General features: G+C 49.7%; 14 protein-coding genes. 2 read left to right on the top strand and 12 right to left on the bottom strand.

Annotated elements, in window-relative coordinates; translation table 11 throughout:
- Positions 1–21 precede the first annotated feature (21 nt).
- The 4 genes from BUB73_RS02695 to BUB73_RS02710 all read right to left on the bottom strand — a co-directional run bounded on the left by BUB73_RS02695 (position 22) and on the right by BUB73_RS02710 (position 5,037).
- On the bottom strand, positions 22–339 hold the full coding sequence (locus BUB73_RS02695) for an AzlD domain-containing protein (RefSeq protein ID WP_073157601.1): 318 nt from the start codon (positions 337–339) through the stop codon (positions 22–24).
- On the bottom strand, positions 336–1,037 hold the full coding sequence (locus tag BUB73_RS02700) for an AzlC family ABC transporter permease (protein ID WP_073233248.1): 702 nt from the start codon (positions 1,035–1,037) through the stop codon (positions 336–338). Before BUB73_RS02700 ends, BUB73_RS02695 begins: the two co-directional genes overlap by 4 nt.
- A 70-nt stretch (positions 1,038–1,107) precedes the next feature.
- Complete coding sequence (locus BUB73_RS02705; protein WP_170932347.1) at positions 1,108–4,158, bottom strand: cellulase family glycosylhydrolase; 3,051 nt, start codon at positions 4,156–4,158, stop codon at positions 1,108–1,110.
- 441 nt (positions 4,159–4,599) lie between these two features.
- Entirely contained in the window at positions 4,600–5,037 is a 438-nt protein-coding gene (locus BUB73_RS02710) for a hypothetical protein (RefSeq protein WP_073157933.1), read from the bottom strand.
- A 95-nt stretch (positions 5,038–5,132) separates the two neighbouring features.
- Between BUB73_RS02710 and mltG the strand changes: the two genes are divergently transcribed.
- Positions 5,133–6,140, top strand: coding sequence for an endolytic transglycosylase MltG (mltG, locus tag BUB73_RS02715; protein ID WP_249269441.1), 1,008 nt, complete (start codon positions 5,133–5,135; stop codon positions 6,138–6,140).
- 75 nt (positions 6,141–6,215) lie between these two features.
- Positions 6,216–7,541: an MATE family efflux transporter gene (locus tag BUB73_RS02720; RefSeq protein ID WP_073157610.1), complete on the top strand. Its 1,326-nt coding sequence runs from the start codon at positions 6,216–6,218 to the stop codon at positions 7,539–7,541.
- Positions 7,542–7,584: 43 nt separating this feature from the next.
- Here BUB73_RS02720 and BUB73_RS02725 read toward each other — a convergent pair whose 3' ends face one another.
- The 8 genes from BUB73_RS02725 to BUB73_RS02760 all read right to left on the bottom strand — a co-directional run bounded on the left by BUB73_RS02725 (position 7,585) and on the right by BUB73_RS02760 (position 17,047).
- A complete protein-coding gene (locus tag BUB73_RS02725; RefSeq protein ID WP_083539614.1) occupies positions 7,585–10,032 on the bottom strand; it encodes a patatin-like phospholipase family protein in 2,448 nt (815 codons plus the stop codon).
- The gene (locus BUB73_RS02730; protein ID WP_073233242.1) at positions 10,004–11,008 is read right to left on the bottom strand and encodes an ATPase, T2SS/T4P/T4SS family; all 1,005 of its coding nucleotides are present in this window, start codon (positions 11,006–11,008) and stop codon (positions 10,004–10,006) included. The genes BUB73_RS02725 and BUB73_RS02730 overlap by 29 nt, the downstream gene beginning before the upstream one ends.
- 12 nt (positions 11,009–11,020) lie before the next feature.
- The gene (locus tag BUB73_RS02735) at positions 11,021–12,631 is read right to left on the bottom strand and encodes a type IV pilus twitching motility protein PilT (RefSeq protein ID WP_083537908.1); all 1,611 of its coding nucleotides are present in this window, start codon (positions 12,629–12,631) and stop codon (positions 11,021–11,023) included.
- The gene (locus tag BUB73_RS02740) at positions 12,628–13,431 is read right to left on the bottom strand and encodes an ABC transporter permease (protein WP_073157621.1); all 804 of its coding nucleotides are present in this window, start codon (positions 13,429–13,431) and stop codon (positions 12,628–12,630) included. Before BUB73_RS02740 ends, BUB73_RS02735 begins: the two co-directional genes overlap by 4 nt.
- Positions 13,418–14,329 carry an ABC transporter ATP-binding protein gene (locus tag BUB73_RS02745; protein ID WP_073283392.1) on the bottom strand — a complete coding sequence of 304 codons (912 nt, stop codon included), beginning with the start codon at positions 14,327–14,329 and terminating at the stop codon, positions 13,418–13,420. Before BUB73_RS02745 ends, BUB73_RS02740 begins: the two co-directional genes overlap by 14 nt.
- A 12-nt stretch (positions 14,330–14,341) precedes the next feature.
- Positions 14,342–14,605: a hypothetical protein gene (locus tag BUB73_RS02750; protein ID WP_073157627.1), complete on the bottom strand. Its 264-nt coding sequence runs from the start codon at positions 14,603–14,605 to the stop codon at positions 14,342–14,344.
- A gap of 210 nt (positions 14,606–14,815) precedes the next feature.
- Positions 14,816–16,483: a putative transporter gene (locus tag BUB73_RS02755; RefSeq protein WP_073157630.1), complete on the bottom strand. Its 1,668-nt coding sequence runs from the start codon at positions 16,481–16,483 to the stop codon at positions 14,816–14,818.
- 33 nt (positions 16,484–16,516) lie between these two features.
- Positions 16,517–17,047, bottom strand: coding sequence for an FISUMP domain-containing protein (locus BUB73_RS02760; protein WP_073157633.1), 531 nt, complete (start codon positions 17,045–17,047; stop codon positions 16,517–16,519).
- Between the last annotated feature and the right edge of the window lie 196 nt (positions 17,048–17,243).

Raw genomic sequence — 17,243 nt, forward strand, 5'->3', positions numbered from 1 at the left:
GTTAGAAGTGTACCGCAAACTTTATAAAAACAATAAAAGGCCGTCTACACCAAGAACCGTAACACAAGCCACCACGGCAACGCCAACAAGACCCGCGCCAAACAAGGAAGCCACCACGGCAGCCACAAGAGCGCAGGCGCCAGAAAGTTTGCTATCGGTTGAATAGAATATGGCAGGGACAGTCATGGCCGCAAGAACCGTGTAAGGCACATAAGCCAAAAAGGAACGCCAGAACGGGCTCTTCAATTTTGACTTCAGCAGCACAAAGGGAACGGCGCGCAAAAGGTACGTCACCACAGCCATCACCGCCAGATACATAAAGTATAGCTTCAAGTTCATGTTTCAGCCTCCTCATCCTTGACAGGAAAAAGAGCCGCGCAAATCAGGGAAGCGATCAAGGCGCAGATGATAATGGCAAAGCCCACGGTAACACCGCTTAGGGCCGGCACAAACTTAAAGGCGAGACTACAGCCTATCGCGATAGCCACAGCAAGCATCGTCGGCTTATGTGCCTTCATCTGGGGAACCACGATGGCAATGAACATACCATACAGTGCAACCCCCAGGGCATTAGTCACAATAGCCGGTAAAATTTCGCCACATATGGCACCAGACAAAGTTCCCAGGGACCAACCTATATAAGGCAAGGTGGCCAGGCCCAAAAAGTAAATCGGGGTGACCGGTTCCTTCTGTACCATGGAAACGGCATAAATTTCGTCGGTAATACCCATGGCCAGGAACAATCGCTTTCCAGTACCGAAACTAGGCGCCACCTTCTGGGAAAGGGAAATGGCCATCAGGCTGTAACGCAGATTGATAAAGAAAGTCGCAATAGCCATTTCGATGAATGTGCCTGCCGCATCAGCCATAATCTGCAAACCGGCAAACTGCCCTGCAGAAGTCAAGTTAGTCATGGAGATCAAGGTGACCAGAGGCCAAGTCAATAATTTGGACCCGGCAATGCCAAAAGAAAAGGATACGGCAAAATATCCAATTCCAATGGGAAGTCCGTCTTTTACACCTTTCGTAAATTTCATGAGGCCAAATATACAAAAATGCCCGCTATTTCTAGCGGACACTTCGTCTAACAAATTTAGGGAATGAAGATTACTTCAGCATGATGCGCTTGGTCATGTTGGCAGAGCCAGCACGGACGCGTACGATGTAGCTACCGCCAGCCAGAGTTTCCAGGGCAACATCGCAATTGACGTTGCGGAGACTCATCATGGGGCGACCCTGCATATCGAACACATCAACATTCACAAGGTCAGCACCACCAATCTGGAGGGTACGGCCATGGAGAGCCACAGACAGCGGATTAGCAACAACGGTATTCAGAGCGACGGTAGAAGCAGAAGAGCTGGGATCCTTGCTATCGCTGCTTGCCGGCGGAACAATCTTGAGACCATCGCACTTGAAGTTATCCACATAGAGGTAGTTGGGTTCAACTTCAGCCTTGATTTCCCAGTGGAAAGCAGAAACCAGAGACTTATCCAGAACCACTTCAGCACCCCAGCCATCCTGTTCCAGGTCAGACCAGGCGATCTTGGCAGTAGTCCAGGAGGTAGAAGCCTTCATAGCAACCATATGGCGGTCATAATCAGTCAGAGCGCCCGTGCCATCACCCTTGAGGACAGCCTTGAAGTTATGAGCGGAACCGATGTAGTCGTAAGAAATTTCGGTGCAGCTGGAAAGATCGTAGGCTTCATCTTCTTCGCCCAGGTTCAAACCGAGAGCCACATAAGGATCATACTTGTTATCACCCTGATCCAGAACGACATCCTTAAGGCCAGCCATAGTGGTGGAACCGTTGGTTGCCGGGAAAATTACCACATAGCCACCATTTTCAGCGTCTTCTTCGTTAGCGAAGGTAGATGCGCCCTTGTCGCCCTTATCGTTGTAAGCGAACCAGTAGCCACCAGTGTAAGCCTGGTTGTCGCCATCTTCGAAGTCATCCACTACGCCTGCGGGGGTAGCAACAGTTGCGCTGCTTCCTGCTGTTGCAGAGCTGGAGGAACCGTTCTGGACAGCAGAGCTAGAAGAGGCACCCGCAGCAGCAACGGTCAACTTGACAACGACCTTTTCACCATTGATGGTCAGAGTTTCAGACTTGGAAGATGCCCATTCGGGAACAGTTCCAGAAATGGTTACGGTACCGTTCTTTTCTTCAATTGTCAGGAAGGACAGGGCCCAGTCGCGACTGAAGGAAGTTACGCCGGTAATAGTAACAGTAGCGAAGGTACCGTTCGGAGCAACAGTCTGTTCCAGGTTACCGGAAACCTTGTAGCCGGCAGCGGTAGCACTGGAGCTATTAGCCACAACGGTGCTAGAGGAGGAGTTGGTAACGACGGTACTGGAGGAGGAATTGCCAACGACAATGCTAGAGGAGGAGTTGGTAACGACGGTAGAGCTAGAGCTATTGTTCAAAACAGTAGAGCTGGAGGAATTACCGGTGGTAGAGCCGGAACCAGCAACAGGCTTGATGGCCAGACCGTCGCAACGGACGTCGTCAATGTAGAGATAGTTGTAGGTGGGAGCGTCATAGGTCTTGTTAGCGTTTTCAATACCCTTCACTTCCCAGGTCAGCTTGTTAATGGTGTTCAATGCGGTAGAAATGCTGAAGTGAGTTTCCATTTCTGCCTTGCCCCAGTTTTCCTGGTCCAGATCTTCCCATGAAATTTCGGCCTTTGTCCAAGAACTCTGGGCCTTGAAGGCAATCTTATGGTAGTTGAAGTTTTCAACCTTGGAGGACTGAGCCTTGAAATTGTGTTCGGCACCCTTGTATCGGTAGCTGATAGACTTGCAGGAGGACAAGTCATAATCGGATTCGTCCTTGTTCAGCTTCACGCCGAGAGCTACATAAGGAGCATACAGATTCTTACCCTGAACCAGCTTAATGCCCTTGAGAGCCAGCATGCCCTTAGTGTCATCACCCTTCACCACAACCTTGAAACCGTCAACACCATCTTCATCCTTTTCAGGATCGTTGGTGATGGTAGATTCGCCGGCACCGTTATCGTCCTTGGAGTCATCGTAGGCATACCAGACGCCACCGGTAAAGGCATACTTGTCGCCATCTTCAAAGTCATCGATGTAGTCGGTATAGCCTGCGGCCATAGCGCTGCTGGAAGCAGTAGAAGAAGAGGTATTCGGAGTAGAACCATTTACCCACGGGGCAGTCTTGTAGTTGTTCTGCAGCTGATTGTAGACATACTTACCAGAAGCAGAATAACCGTCTACGCTCCAGTTGGAAGGATTGGTGTAGTTACCCTGATTCATGAATGCGGAAGAGGTTTCGCCCTTGTTACTTACAGACCAGTTGCACCAGGAAATCTTCTTGCTATCCAGGTAGGTCATCCATTCATTGGACTTGGATTCGCTGACGGTACCGTCGCCGCTAGCTTCGGTAGTTCCCCATTCAGTAACAAAAACAGTCATACCATTCTGGAGAGCGGTATTGACACGACTCTTGAAGTTAGAGTAGCCGCTGTATGCACCATCGGAAACACCATGTTCCGTAGCGTAGAAATGGAACGTTACGGCATAGTTGTTGTCGTTAATGTCACCTGCGCTAACCTCTTCGGGATGAGCGGAGTACTGGCTGTTACCCACAATGACCAGATTGTCAGCTCCACCATTTTTACGGATCACCGGAATGATTTCATTGGCGTAATTCTTGATAGTGTTCCACATCTTTTCGCCGGTGGGTTCGTTGAACACTTCGAAAATGACGTTAGGATACTTACCATATTTGGAGGCCATATGGGTGAAGAATTCCTTGGCCTCTGCAACTTCATTCTGAGCGTTGTGAGAATGGTAGTCGATAATGACGTAGATATCGTTACTGATGGCAGCGTCAATGACGGTTTCGTCCAGAGACTTCCAATTGCTATTCAAATTAGTGCCGGTACCATGGGCGACACGGATAATTTCAATTTTCCAGTCGCGAACCAGGGCGTCAATAACGTTCTTCTTATAGAAGTTGTAGCCCACATCCCAGGTATCCCAGAACATGCTCATACCCTTCAACTGAACCTTATCTCCGGTATTAGCAGAATACAGGGCGGCATTTTTTGCCTGAAGTTTTCCGTAGTAGCTTACGGGTCCGGCAAAGGCTGCAGCTGCCATTACCAAGAGAGACACTAATAATTTTTTCATTTGAACATCCTTTGTTAATACACCAATCCCAAGGATCCGGCTCATTATAGATTTACAAAGGACAAAACTCAATACATATTTTGTTTACGTAATAAAAAAAACGTATACGGAGGAATACACCCCCGCCTCCAGAATGAAAAAAGCCCCGCTTTTTACAGCAGGGCGTTTTTAAGGGCTTTTGGAATTCCCCTTTTCAAGACTACATCATTTGACGGCTGGGTGGGAGTCTGGGGGCGGGTCTGCGCCCCGCCTCCAGAATGAAAAAAGCCCCGCTTTTTACAGCAGGGCGTTTTTAAGGGCTTTTGGAATTCCCCTTTTCAAGACTACATCATCTGACGGCTGGGTGGGAGTCTGGGGGCGGGTCTGCGCCCCGCCTCCAGAATGAAAAAAGCCCCGCTTTTTACAGCAAGGCGTTTTTAAGGGCTTTTGGAATTCCCTTAATTAGTTTTCGTTGTTGCGCATTTCGGTCTGTTCGCGGTCCATAGTGTGCTGGAGGTATTCCTTGAAGTCACGGTCGATGTTCACGCCGTCGAAGTCAAGGTCATCGTTTTCCAACACGAACACTGCAGACGGGTTATCGAGCCAGCCGACCACGTCCACGCCTTCGAGCTTCATGGACTTATCGCCAGCAGCCTGAGCGACGTATTCGATCTTGGACTTAGCGACCCAACCCTGACCGCAAGAACCCTTAACGAGCACTTCGGTATCACCATCCTTAACGATGGTCAGTTCTTCGTTGAAGCCAGCGGTACAAACAACAGCGCCGCCATCCTTTTCCTTGGTCAGATCAACGTCGCCAAGCTTGGACTTCACCTTCTTACCTGCGGCGAAAGACATTCCGACCATCAGGGCAAGAGCAATCAACAATACCTTCTTCATATTCTTCCTCAGAAACAGGGTAAAATTCAATTATGCGATAGGAATATACCTTTTATTTTTCCCTTTTGTCATAATTTCTTTTAAATTTTTGCCGTATGAAGAAGATTTTACTTTGTTTTACCCTAATTTTGGCCCTCGCAGCCGGTTTTGGAGCCTATTCCATCAACTCTAGACTCCAGGAAACGGCCCAAAACAAGACTTTAACCCTTATCGAAGTGCCCAAGGGCAGTTCCCCCACCAAGATTTTCCAAATTCTGCAGAAGAACGGAATCTGGTCTGATGAACTGGCATTCAAGATCATCTGCCACAAGCAGAAGCCCAATCTCAAGGCCGGTTGGTTCGAAATTCCCGCAGGTCTTACCCTTCCCCAGGTCCTGGCCATTATCGAAAGCGGCAAGAACGCCGTAAAAAAAGTGACCATTCCCGAAGGCCGAGCCAGCTGGGAGATTCCCGCATACCTGAAAAAGGCATTCCCCAACCTGGACGAGGACCGCTGGAACAAGTTGGTCCAGGACCCGAAGTTCGCCCAAAGCCTGGGCCTCGAAGCCAAGACTCTTGAAGGCTACCTGCTCCCCGACACCTATCCCTTCGCCATGGACGCCAACGAAGAGACAATTTTGAAGCAGATGGTTGCCGCAAACCTGAAACTCCGCGACGAAATGCTCAGCAAGCCGCAGGCCATGTGGAAAACCCTGGGAACCTGGCACCGTGTTCTTACCCTGGCCAGCGTCGTAGAAGAAGAAACCGGCATTCCCGAAGAACGCCCCCTTATTGCAGGAGTCTTCCACAACCGCCTCCGCATCGGCATGCCCCTGGGCGCCGACCCCACCGTGAGGTTCATCTTCAAGAATCTGACCGGTCCCATCTATAAGAGCCAGTTGAACAGCGACAGCCCCTACAACACCCGCAAGTTCAAGGGACTGATGCCCGGCCCCATCTCCAACCCCGGACGCAAGGCCATCTACGCCGCCCTGAACCCGGCAAAGACCGAAGCCCTCTACTTCGTGGCCAAGGACGACGGCTCCATGACACACTTCTTCAGCAGCACCCTGGCAGACCACAACAAGTACAAGGACGTCGCCGCAAGAAACAGAGGCGAATAAGTCCCTACACAATTGTAAACACAATTCCCTTTTCACCCGCTAGCAATGGCCTCACGCCATTGCTACGTTTGTTATATGCAAGTCAAAGACCGCTCCCTGCTCAGCCTATCATGGCCCCTGTTCCTCACATTTGGAATCGCCACATTCCAGCCCATGATGGACAGTTGGTTTCTCTCTAGAACTTCTGAAACCGCGGCGGCAGGCGTAGGAGCCCTCGGTCCCCTGCTAGGAGCGTTATTCATGGCCATTACCGCGTTCTCCCAGGCGGGCGCAAGTATCGCTTCCCAGTTCCTCGGGGCAGAGCGCCCCCGTCAGGCTGGCACCACCCAGACCATGGTCCTCATAGGGAGCATCCTGCTGGGCATCGCCTTCATGCTCATCATCATCCCCCTAGAAGGAAACATCGTCCGATGGATGGGACTCTCCGGAGAGGCTGCCGGATACGCCCAGGAATTCCTTCACGTAGTCGCCTTCGGTTTCGCCTTCAGGTCCCTGCAGACTACACTGACCGCCCTCATAGCTACCAATGGTCTAACCACCTGGAACTTGCTTGGAAACATTATCACCATCATTTCCAATGCGGCCATGAACGTCGTATTCCTGAACGGTTACTTCGGACTTCCCTGCATGGGCGTAAAGGGCGTGGCACTAGCCACCATGCTTTCCTGGGCGATTTCCTCTGGCATCCTGTTCTGCATCTTGCGCTATAAGGTTCACCATAAAATTAGACGTACCGATTTTAAGCGTTCCCGTATTATCCTTCCTGATTGGATCCGTATCGGTTTCCCCGCAGCCGTGGAGCCGGTCAGTTTCCAGATGTTCCAGGTAGTCCTTACAGCCATTATCGTTCACCTGGGAATCGTGTCCATGACCGCACGAATTTTCAGTGCCAACTTCGCCATGTTGGCGGTAATCCTTAGCGTGGGTCTCAGCAGCGGCAACCAGATTCTGGTGGCCCATCTGGTAGGAGCCCACGATTACCAGATGGCCAACCGTCGACTGCACCAGAGCCTTATTGCAGGTTGTTCCAGCGGGCTCATCGTCGCTATCATCGTCGCCCTCTTCGGAACAGAGTTGCTATCCCTCTACACCAACGACCCCGAGGTTCAGAGACTGGGCAAAATCTGCCTGTGGTGCGACGTTCTGCTGCAGCCGTTCAAGGCAGCCAACATGACCATAACCTCAGCGCTCCGTGCTTCAGGAGACTCCAAGTTCCCCGCCATCGTAGGCACCGCCATGATGTGGACTTGCGGCCTGGGAACCGCACTATTCCTCGGATTCACTTTAGAACTGGGCCTTGCAGGAATTTGGTTAGGCATGGCCGCCGACGAATGCTACCGCTCCATTGTCAACTATATCCGCTGGCGCGGCGGAAAGTGGAAAAACTTCGGCGTTGTATAAAGCAAAAGGGTCTCTCGCGAGACCCCTTTTTTACGTCATACATTTAGAAAGAATAATTGCCGACACGGATAAAGTAACTGTAATCCGACAGATTCCTCAACTCTTTAAACGAATCCTTGTCAACAATTCTATTCAATCCCATATACAGGACCATTGACTTGTAGACGAACCTTACCGCAGGTTCAACCACAAACTTATCTACATCAAGTTCTGCCAAGGGGCTGTCTTCAAAGTCATGGTAATAAGCAGCAAAAATCCAGGCACCTAGATGTTTTCCATGGACTCCACCATTAGCTCGCAACATACCATATTCGTGGGAAGACAACTCACGGTTATACCATTCCGTCGACCAAGGGGTTGCCTGAGCATGCAGACGGTAAGCCAAATCCAGCGGGCCGCATTCGAACGACTTGGGGGAAACATAGCCGAAACCATCTTCGTGATAGCGTTCAATTCCACCGGCAACACCAATACCCAGCGATACGTTGGGGTGAGGCGAATAGACCAGGCGACCATCAACAAGAATCTTCCAATAGATCGGCACAAGGTCCATGATGTCAAATCGATAACCGATAGATTCCATACCAGCCATCACATCAACACCGGCACCATCTTCAGCAAACCACCCAGATTCACCAGACGATTCATAAGAGTAATGAAGCATGGGAGAAACCGGGTATGTTACGACTTCACCATTTCTATAATGCAAGGTGTCCAGCTCATAGGTCCTGCTTCCAAAAAGAAATTCTGCAGCAATCTTCTGGCGAGAATCTATTTCGTAATACATGGACAAGTTCAGATCCATACGTTCTTCATGGCCGACTTTTAAATTCCAGGGAAGACTGTTGTAATATGACCGCAGCGGTTGCAATCTAAGGAAAGCGAAATCCAGAGAAACGCCCCAACCGAGTCCCAACAATTTGGAAATATCAAGACGAGGCATCACACCATAGGAATTTCCACCCCAGAATCCAGCCAGAGTCAATTGCAGTTCCACATGATCAACATAGCGAACAGAGCCTTCGGCATAGGCTTGGGGGCCAACTACGTTCGAGCCAAAACCGCCCACAGCAAGATCAAAAGTCGGATGCGATACCGTCTCTACAAACAGATCCCCCGTTGCACCCATAAAGAAATCCAACGAGTCATAAGCCGGATTTTTCAGAATAGCTCCGGCAAAATCACGAGGGCCAGCCAAACCCGTATCCGCCTCGTTCCAGTAAGACCGCACAGCTGCATGAATAGACGAACGTAAACTGTCTAGCGACGGAGAAAAACGGAACCAGGATTTTGCAGCCGGTCTACGTCCATTCCCATAATCCACCTTGCGGGAGGACAACGCCGGGTGAGAAGTACGTCGCTGTTCTACGGCAGAAAAACCCGCCTGAATCCAGGCATTACGAGAAGTGTCAGAAATGGCATGGGAGCGAATTATCACCCCCGGCTGATTGGACAGCTGCGCAGATTCCATCTTACGAAGCAACCGATTCCGCACATCTCCGACAGGGGGATTTCTAAGAGGATCCGCAACAACGATAATAGACAATTCATCTAACCGATCTTCTGCAGGCAAGGCGTAAAACGGACAAAGTTCACCGGAAGCCCGCTTAACAGAAACATCACCATCGTTCCACCACAACGGCAGGGACTTTATGATTTCATCAACAGAACCCGAACGAAATTCCGCCGTGGCGTTCTCATCGCAACCCACCAGCGAAAACGGGCGTGCATATTGAATCGGCTGTCGATACAGACTTTCCTGAAACCTCAACTTGGCCAAAGCTCGTCCAGAAGGAACGGAGTCTCTCACAAGGGGCTTTCTATTTTGAACAAGGTGACCGTCATCAGTCCTTGAAACAGAAAATCTTTTTCTCAACGAAGGAATTCCATCTTCCGACAAGGCCCATTCAAAAGCGTCACCACCTTCCTGCGAAAGGCCGGCGGTTTCCGCAGTCAAATTACGTCCCACATAAGGAGCGATGGTAGAGTCCAGCATGATTCTCTGGATTTCATCTGGAGACACCCCCTTCGCCCACAGGGCACCAACCCAGGCGCCCCATGACGTAGCCACGACAGAATCCACAGGAATTCCAAATTCTTCTATAGCATACAGAACACCTAGATGATACCAGGGAGAATGATCTCCACCTCCTAAATACAATACATTCTTGACCGTTTTAGGCAACGCCGGAGTCACCACTGCAGAAGAATCATTCACAATGGAGGCAGACGAAACAGAATCAGACGAAACCGGGCCCGCCAAAGCCGAATCCGTCGCAACGGAATCCATGACCGCGGAACCACGGGAAACAGAATCTACGGAAGAGGAATCCGTAAGAGCCATTTCCTGTGTTTCATCAAAAGGTAGCACGCCTTCCTGAGCGAAAGCTTCCGCTCCACCCCAAAAGGACAACGACAAAAAGGCGGCAATAAATGCCGCCCCGTTTAAAGAGCAGAATGCGTTAAGCCATGCGCGCAGGGTTAGCCGCATACTTAGCAGCCTCCTCTTGCGTTACATAACCGGCTTTTACTAATTCCACAAGGCAGTCATCCATCAACAACATGCCGTCGGCGGCAGAGGCCGCAATAATCGAGGGCAGGGTATAATGTTCGCCATTACGGATTCTTGATGCCACGTTCTGAGTACCGTAAAGAATTTCCCATGCAGGAACAGCACCATTACCTTCTGCGGCAGGAACAAGACGTTGCACGACAACGGCCTTGAGAACCGAAGCCAACATGTTACGAGCCAACCCGCGATTTTCCGGAGTTTCCGAAGAAAGCAGAGCCTCCAGCACGCCAACCGTATTGCCCGCAGAAACATTAAGGACAACCAGGGCGCCGGCTTCCGCAGCTTTCAGAATAGGAATCAAGGACATGCCTTCAAAATCCCCAAGCCAAATCAAATCAGTGCCGCTACGAAGTGCCTGGGCAATCTTGCTCTGGACATCACCTCGGGAGTCTTCAAGCACAAGGCTGTCGCCTCTTTTTACCTTCAGCTCTTCCTTGGGATTCAAAAGGCTAACACGCAAAATTTTGGATTGGCACAAGGCAGACACATAAGCGGTAGCTGTAGTTGTCTTGCCGCTACAGGCGGGACCGCCAAACACAACAAGACCGCCACTCAAGCTGAGAAGGCTAGACAGCATTTCAGGAACGCCAAGGGCAGAAAAATCCGGGCAATCCTCAAGAACGGGGCGGAACACCGCCGTATTCCCGAGAGCGGCACGGCAGTAGCGAACTCTCCAGCGGGAATTGCACCAGGGGCCACCAAGAATCATTCCGGACTCTCCGTCCATAGATCCCAAAAATTTTCTAAGCGTTCCAAATTCCGTTGCCGGAGCATCGGGAATGGCACAAACCTTGCCAGCCAGGCGAACCGCAGCAGGAGCACCTTCGGTAACAATCACTTCACTAGCTCCGACCTGCAGAGCGTAATCCAACAGAGAATCAATTTCTGTAGCCATCACAAACCTCCATTAATTTGTCGGACGATAAGAAGCGAAACGACGACTATCGCAAGCACGTTTCCAAGCTTCTGCACCTTCAATGTAACCAGATTCAACGCACTTCTGCAAGGAATCATCCAAGGTAATACCCTGATCCTTCTGGCTCGAGATTGCCGCAGCCACCTGAGACACATCACCACGGCGTAACAAGTTGGCCATGGGAGAAGTCATCTTCATCGCTTCTGCAGCCAGGATCAAGCCCTGATTCTGGACGATGGGAATCAAGTGCTGAACGATAACACCCTTAAGCTGGTCAGCCAGAGTATTGGCAAAAGCAGTACGGTTGCTTTCGGGAACAGAAGACAGTAATCGAGAAAGCAGGGCGTGTACATTATTGCCATCCGTTACGGCAAACACCAGAGCGCCAGAATTAGAGGCACGCAACAGCAAGTCCAGTTCCTCGGCTGTTTCCAGGTGATCAAATAAAATTACATCGGCACCGCTGGCCATGGCGAGTTCAACGCCTTCAATACCAGAACGCACATGGAGTCCCACTTCACGTTGAGCGATGGCACCACGAGGATTCTCCAGGAGACGTTCAATGGGCTTTTCAATCGTCTGGATGTATACATCACGGTTTGCGGCAATAGTCGACGCAAAAGTCGTCATGGTCGTGGAACGACCACTTGCTGCAGGGCCCGCAATCAAGACAAGACCGCTTGTCAAATCCGCAAACTGGTTACAGAATGCCGGCAGATACAAATTCTCAAGGCTTGCAACTTCCGAGGGAATCACGCGAATGGAAATGCTAGGCGTGGTTCCGTTCCAGGTAACCGTAATGCGGGCTCGACCAGCACCCGCAAGACCAATAGTCTTGCTGAAGTTCTTGCCGACAATAATCTTGTAACCGTCAGAGAAACCCACAACAGCTTCATTCAGGCGGTCGTTGATGCGATCCAGATCCAGAACAGCTTCCGACGCAACGAACAGCCCACCGGATTGACGCATCACAACGGGACGGTTTGCAAACAGGTAAATATCCGTCGCATTAAACTTTCGGGCGAACGCAATCAGCTGAGACAAATTCGTCATTGGACGGATGGTCTCGGGAGCTTCAACTGCCTTACCCTCTCCAGTAGCCACGGCAAAACGAGCCGGCAACTTGCCATCATCCTCATCTTCGGCATTTTCATCATATTCTGTCTGAACCTGCACCGTGCTGATACTAGTAGCCTCAAGCCCCGTCACAGTCTCCACTTCCATATTGGTCGTAGAAGTCGTTTCTCCGTAAGGATTATTGCCTTCAATCTGAAGACCACCGGCATCATCCGAGGCAGAAGCTGAAGATTCACCAGGCTTCGAAGCCATAGTCCGCATAGACGGTGCGGAAACCTTCGCCGAGGTTGAAGATGCGGGAGCTTCCGCAGCAGGCGCAGCAGCATTTTCGGCAGCAGCCTTGGCTTCCAAATTCTTGACGAAGGCCAAAAGTTTGATGTACACAGGAGGCTGTAATACCCCGGCATCAACCAATACCTGGCCAATATCCTTCTTGTCTGTAATTTCGCCCCAATGGGCCTGAATCTGAGCCTCGGACACCACCTTATTGTGAACGAGGACCTTTGCCATATACTGATTTCTCATAGGAAATCCCTCCGGCTAAACCACCAGCTAGCGATGGCCAAGAAAACACCCACATAGCCAACGGCGTACACAGAATTCCAGAATACATACATATCCGGAAGAGCCACGCCATGAACCACGTAACTTGTAACATTATAACGATAAAGGCCCGGGAAAACCGCGTGAATGACAACGGCAGCCTTTTCGAAAACTGCAGTAGAAGCCCCACTCATCTCGCCCATACGGCTAGCAAAGCGGACCTGTTCCAAAAGCTGATTGCTCAAGTGTCCCGCAAAATAGACACCCAGGGTAAACAGGGCGCTAAGCACAGTGCTGCTAAAGCTGCTGAACAACAAGGCCACCGCAATGACCACAGCCATCTCGCAGAAAATCAGGTAGATCGCAGTAAGCAGACTCAAAGTCGGCTCAGACCCGGTAGCCAGAAGCATCAGATAATAAATGCAAGTCAGGAGAGCCAGATGCACAGCCACCACAGCCAGCAGCCCAAAGTACTTGCCAACAATAAAGGAAGCTCGACTAATGGGCTTAGACAACAAGGTCAACACCGTACGTCCCTTGATTTCCTTCTGCACCAGGCTGATACCCACAAAAATGGAAATCAGGAGACCAGAAAGGCTCATAACAGAAAGGGTTGTAGACTTGATCACGTAAGAGCGGTCAAAAACAGACCATTCACCAAGCACAATGCTGAACAAAGTGAGCGCGATAGCCAAGAAACCGATATTATAAAGAATCTTGTCGCGAATGGATTCGCGGAAGGTATTGAGGGCAATAACGCCAATATGCTTAAACGTCTGCACGGGCAATCTCCTCTGTCAAAATATCTTCAAGACTGGGGCGCTTGTGTTCCATGCGTTCCACAGCGATTCCCTTTTCTAGGCAGTAGCGCAAGAGGCGATCACGAGCGGCCTCATCAGCACAAATGCATTCCTGAGGATGACCTGCAGGGGTTACGCCCTCGGGCAACTCCGACTGGAGGATACCCTGACGGGTACGAACGTGGTATTCAACGCCGCAAGATTCCGTAATCTCGTCTACGGTACCTTCACGAACAATCTTACCATCTACAATCATGGCCACACGATGGCTGATACTTTCCACATCGCTGAGCAAGTGGCTGGAGTAGAAAATCGTTACCCCATCCTGGTTCAGCTGCTGGATTGCACCACGAACGTCACGACGGCCCATAGGATCGAGGCCGCTCATAGGTTCGTCCAGAATCAAAAGTTTGGGCTTACCGAGAATAGCCTGGGCAATTCCTACGCGCTGCATCATACCCTTTGAATATGAACGGAGGCGGCGGTCAATCCAGTCCTTGTCGGCATGCAAAAGTTCCAAGGCCCACTGAATACGCTTATCCAGTTCAACCCCATCCAGACCAACAAGCTTGCCATAGAACTTCAGAAGTTCTCGTCCAGTCAAGTAATCATAAAAATACGGCTGTTCAGGAGAATAGCCCAAAAAGGTACGACTCTTTACATCGCGGGGGCTAATACCGTTCACCAGCACCGTTCCGGAATCAAAATTCAAAAGACCGGTCAGCACCTTGATGGTGGTAGACTTTCCGGCACCGTTAGGGCCAATAAAACCATAAATTTGACCCGGTTCCACAGAAAAGCTCACGTCCTTAAGGGCGAGCTTCGGTTTCATCAAGAAACCACTGCGGTAGGTCTTGTGCAAATTCTCAATTTTTATCATAAAAATCTCAATCTAGTCTCGGGGACCAAAAGCCTTTTCTTCGGCCTCTTCAATCATGCGGCGACGTCGCTCCGCCTTTTCCTTCTTATTGATGACGAAATAAATGGCAGCACCAACAAGATATACCACAACGCCAGAATAGAAAATAGGATTGATCGACTGACCTTCAAGGCCAGGAAACAAATTCAAAATTACACTATGCCCAAACAGGCTTAGCAGTACAAACACGATGCCAAGTCCACGAAGTACATAGGTCGCAATCACAATTTTTCGCATTTTAACCTCAATAACACCGCAATTTGCTTGCGGCTCTTTTCTTCCTTGAAAAATACACTTTTAAAAAAAGGATTGCAAACGAGAACATCCCTGAAATATGGGGAAATCGGGCAAAAAACTGCAAACTGGATAAAAATCCCCGGTCTGCCGCGAGACCGGGGATTAAGGGTTTCGATTGGAGGAGAACAAAGAACCTGTTTTCTAGATCCGTCACACGACGCTATAGAGAATAATGGCAAGTACCTGGCCACTCAAAATACGGAGCAGCATTGTTAACGGATACACAGAAGCATAGCCCACATTTACAGCTTCACTTCCAGAAAGGCCATTGGCAAAGGCAAGTGCCGGAGGATCGGTCATGGAACCAGCGATGGCACCGCACAGGCTCAGGTAATTTACCTTGAAAACCAGCTTGCCCACAATACCCGCAACCATCAAGGGGATAAAGGTTATAAGTGCGGCAAGTCCCATGTAGTAAAAACCATCTCCCTTCAGTAACACGTCAAAGAACTTGATACCGGCATTGAGACCGACGCAAGTCAAGAACAAAGTAATACCAAGTTCTCGAAGCATCAAGTTTGCGCTTGCCGCCATAAAGAAATTCAGAGGGCCAATCTTACGAACTCGGGAAAGGATGATGGCAATAACCAGCGGGCCACCAGCAAGACCAAGTTTCAGCGGGGTCGGCATTCCAGGAATGGTCAGGGGAATAGATCCAACGATAATTCCCAGGAAAATTCCAACGAAGGCGGGAATAATTTCGGGATGTTCAAGAGCCTTCAGGGAATCACCCAGGAGCTTTGCTGCAGCATCTATACTTTCGCGAGGACCGACAACAAGAATCTTATCGGCAAATTTCAGACGGAGATCCAGACGACCCGTAAACTTGAATTCACCACGCACGACACGGCTTGCAGTCACACCGAAACGTTCAAGAGCCAGTTCGCCCAAAGATTTGCCCAGGACTTTCTTATTGGTCACAAGGATGCTTCGAGTTTCAAACTTGGAATCGTTTTCGGTAATCGGCTTCGACAGGCGGGTACCGATAATCTTTTCCATTTCGGCAACTGCTTCAGGGAAGCCCACAATGTGGAGGCAGTCGCCCTGCTGCAATTCCACCTTACCGTCGGGCATAGAAACATTGCCGTCGCGAAGGAGACGGGTAATAACAACGCCACTGGAGCGGATTCCCGGAATTTCCTTAATCTTGGAACCCAACAGATTCTTGTTATCCAGAGAAAGGCTGCAAGAAACGATATCCTTGCGGGTCGCTGCGATTTCAGAAGCATAATCATCTGCAGACTTTTGCGGATCCTGTCTGAAGAAGATTCGAATAAGAATCATGACCAGAATGATTCCGAGAACGCCAAACGGATATGCAACAGCGTACCCAATGCCCGTCAGGGATGTGTCTGCCCCGGCCGCGACAAAGGCTGAATTTGCGGCTCCTAGGGAAGGCGTATTTGTGACTGCGCCACAAAGCATTCCAATGAGCACGGGTACGTTGTTATGCATATCCGTAAAGAAGTAAAGGCAGAGGGTGACAATCACACCCATAAGCACAACGCTTACCGCCAAAATGTTAAGTACAAGGCCGTGGCGGCGGATGGAGTCAATAAAACCAGGCCCCACCTGCATACCAATGGTGTAGACAAAAAGAATCAAGCCAAATTCCTGCATGAAGTGCAGAACATTCGGTTCAATGCGCAAGCCCACATGGCCCATCAAGATACCGACAAACAGGGCTCCCGCGCCGCCCAGGCTAACACCCTTGACCTTGATCTTTCCGATCATAAGGCCCACGGCAGCGGTGAAAGAGAGCACAACAACCTGCTGCGCTACAGAAGTACCGATAAAGAGATTAATTAGCCATTCCATATGTTTGATTGTATATTGATAAATGTTTAAGTGCTACTTCTTGATGCAACGAACAGAGTAGGCGATACTCTTGCTGAAATGTTCGTAGGAGATAGAATCATCCTTGATTCGAACCATAGTTCCGCGGGCATCGTCATAAGAATCTGCAGTCCAGAAGCTGGCGCTGACACCTTCATCGGCAAACTTACCGTTACTAGCATAGCGATAACCGGCATTCAAGACATTAAGAACCTTAAGATCAACACCTTCAAAATCTGCCTGAGACGGCAAAGCCCAACCATCGGGACAAATTGTATTGGCGGACTCATAAGGATAGAGACGTCCATACTTTTCGCAGTTTTCATGATTGCTTCCATAGCAGAAGCTAGAATCAGAATCAAAGCGAGCCAGGTTTTCTGCCATCCAGACCTTATTACCAGTCTTTACGGTCTTGTAAGTTTTTTCCTGGCAAGTAAGAGTATTTGCAGACTCATTATAGTTGCAGGCATTGGCCTTGTCACAGGCGGTGAAGGTAAAGGCGGCAAAGGCTACAACGGCCATGGCAGCAACAAACCTGAGCTTCATAAATCAATCTCCTTAAGAGTTTTTTGACGATTAGAATTTTAAGAGCTCTTTTTACGGCGCCAAATCTAGAATCAACATTCCAGTTTGACTAATAATTTCTTCATATCACATTGATAACTTTTTTTGATGATTACATAAAACTTTCATCAAATTTTATGATATTTCAATAATTAAATATTATCAATTAAAAACCTAG

Source organism: Fibrobacter sp. UWH6 (genome assembly GCF_900142465.1).
GTDB lineage: Bacteria > Fibrobacterota > Fibrobacteria > Fibrobacterales > Fibrobacteraceae > Fibrobacter.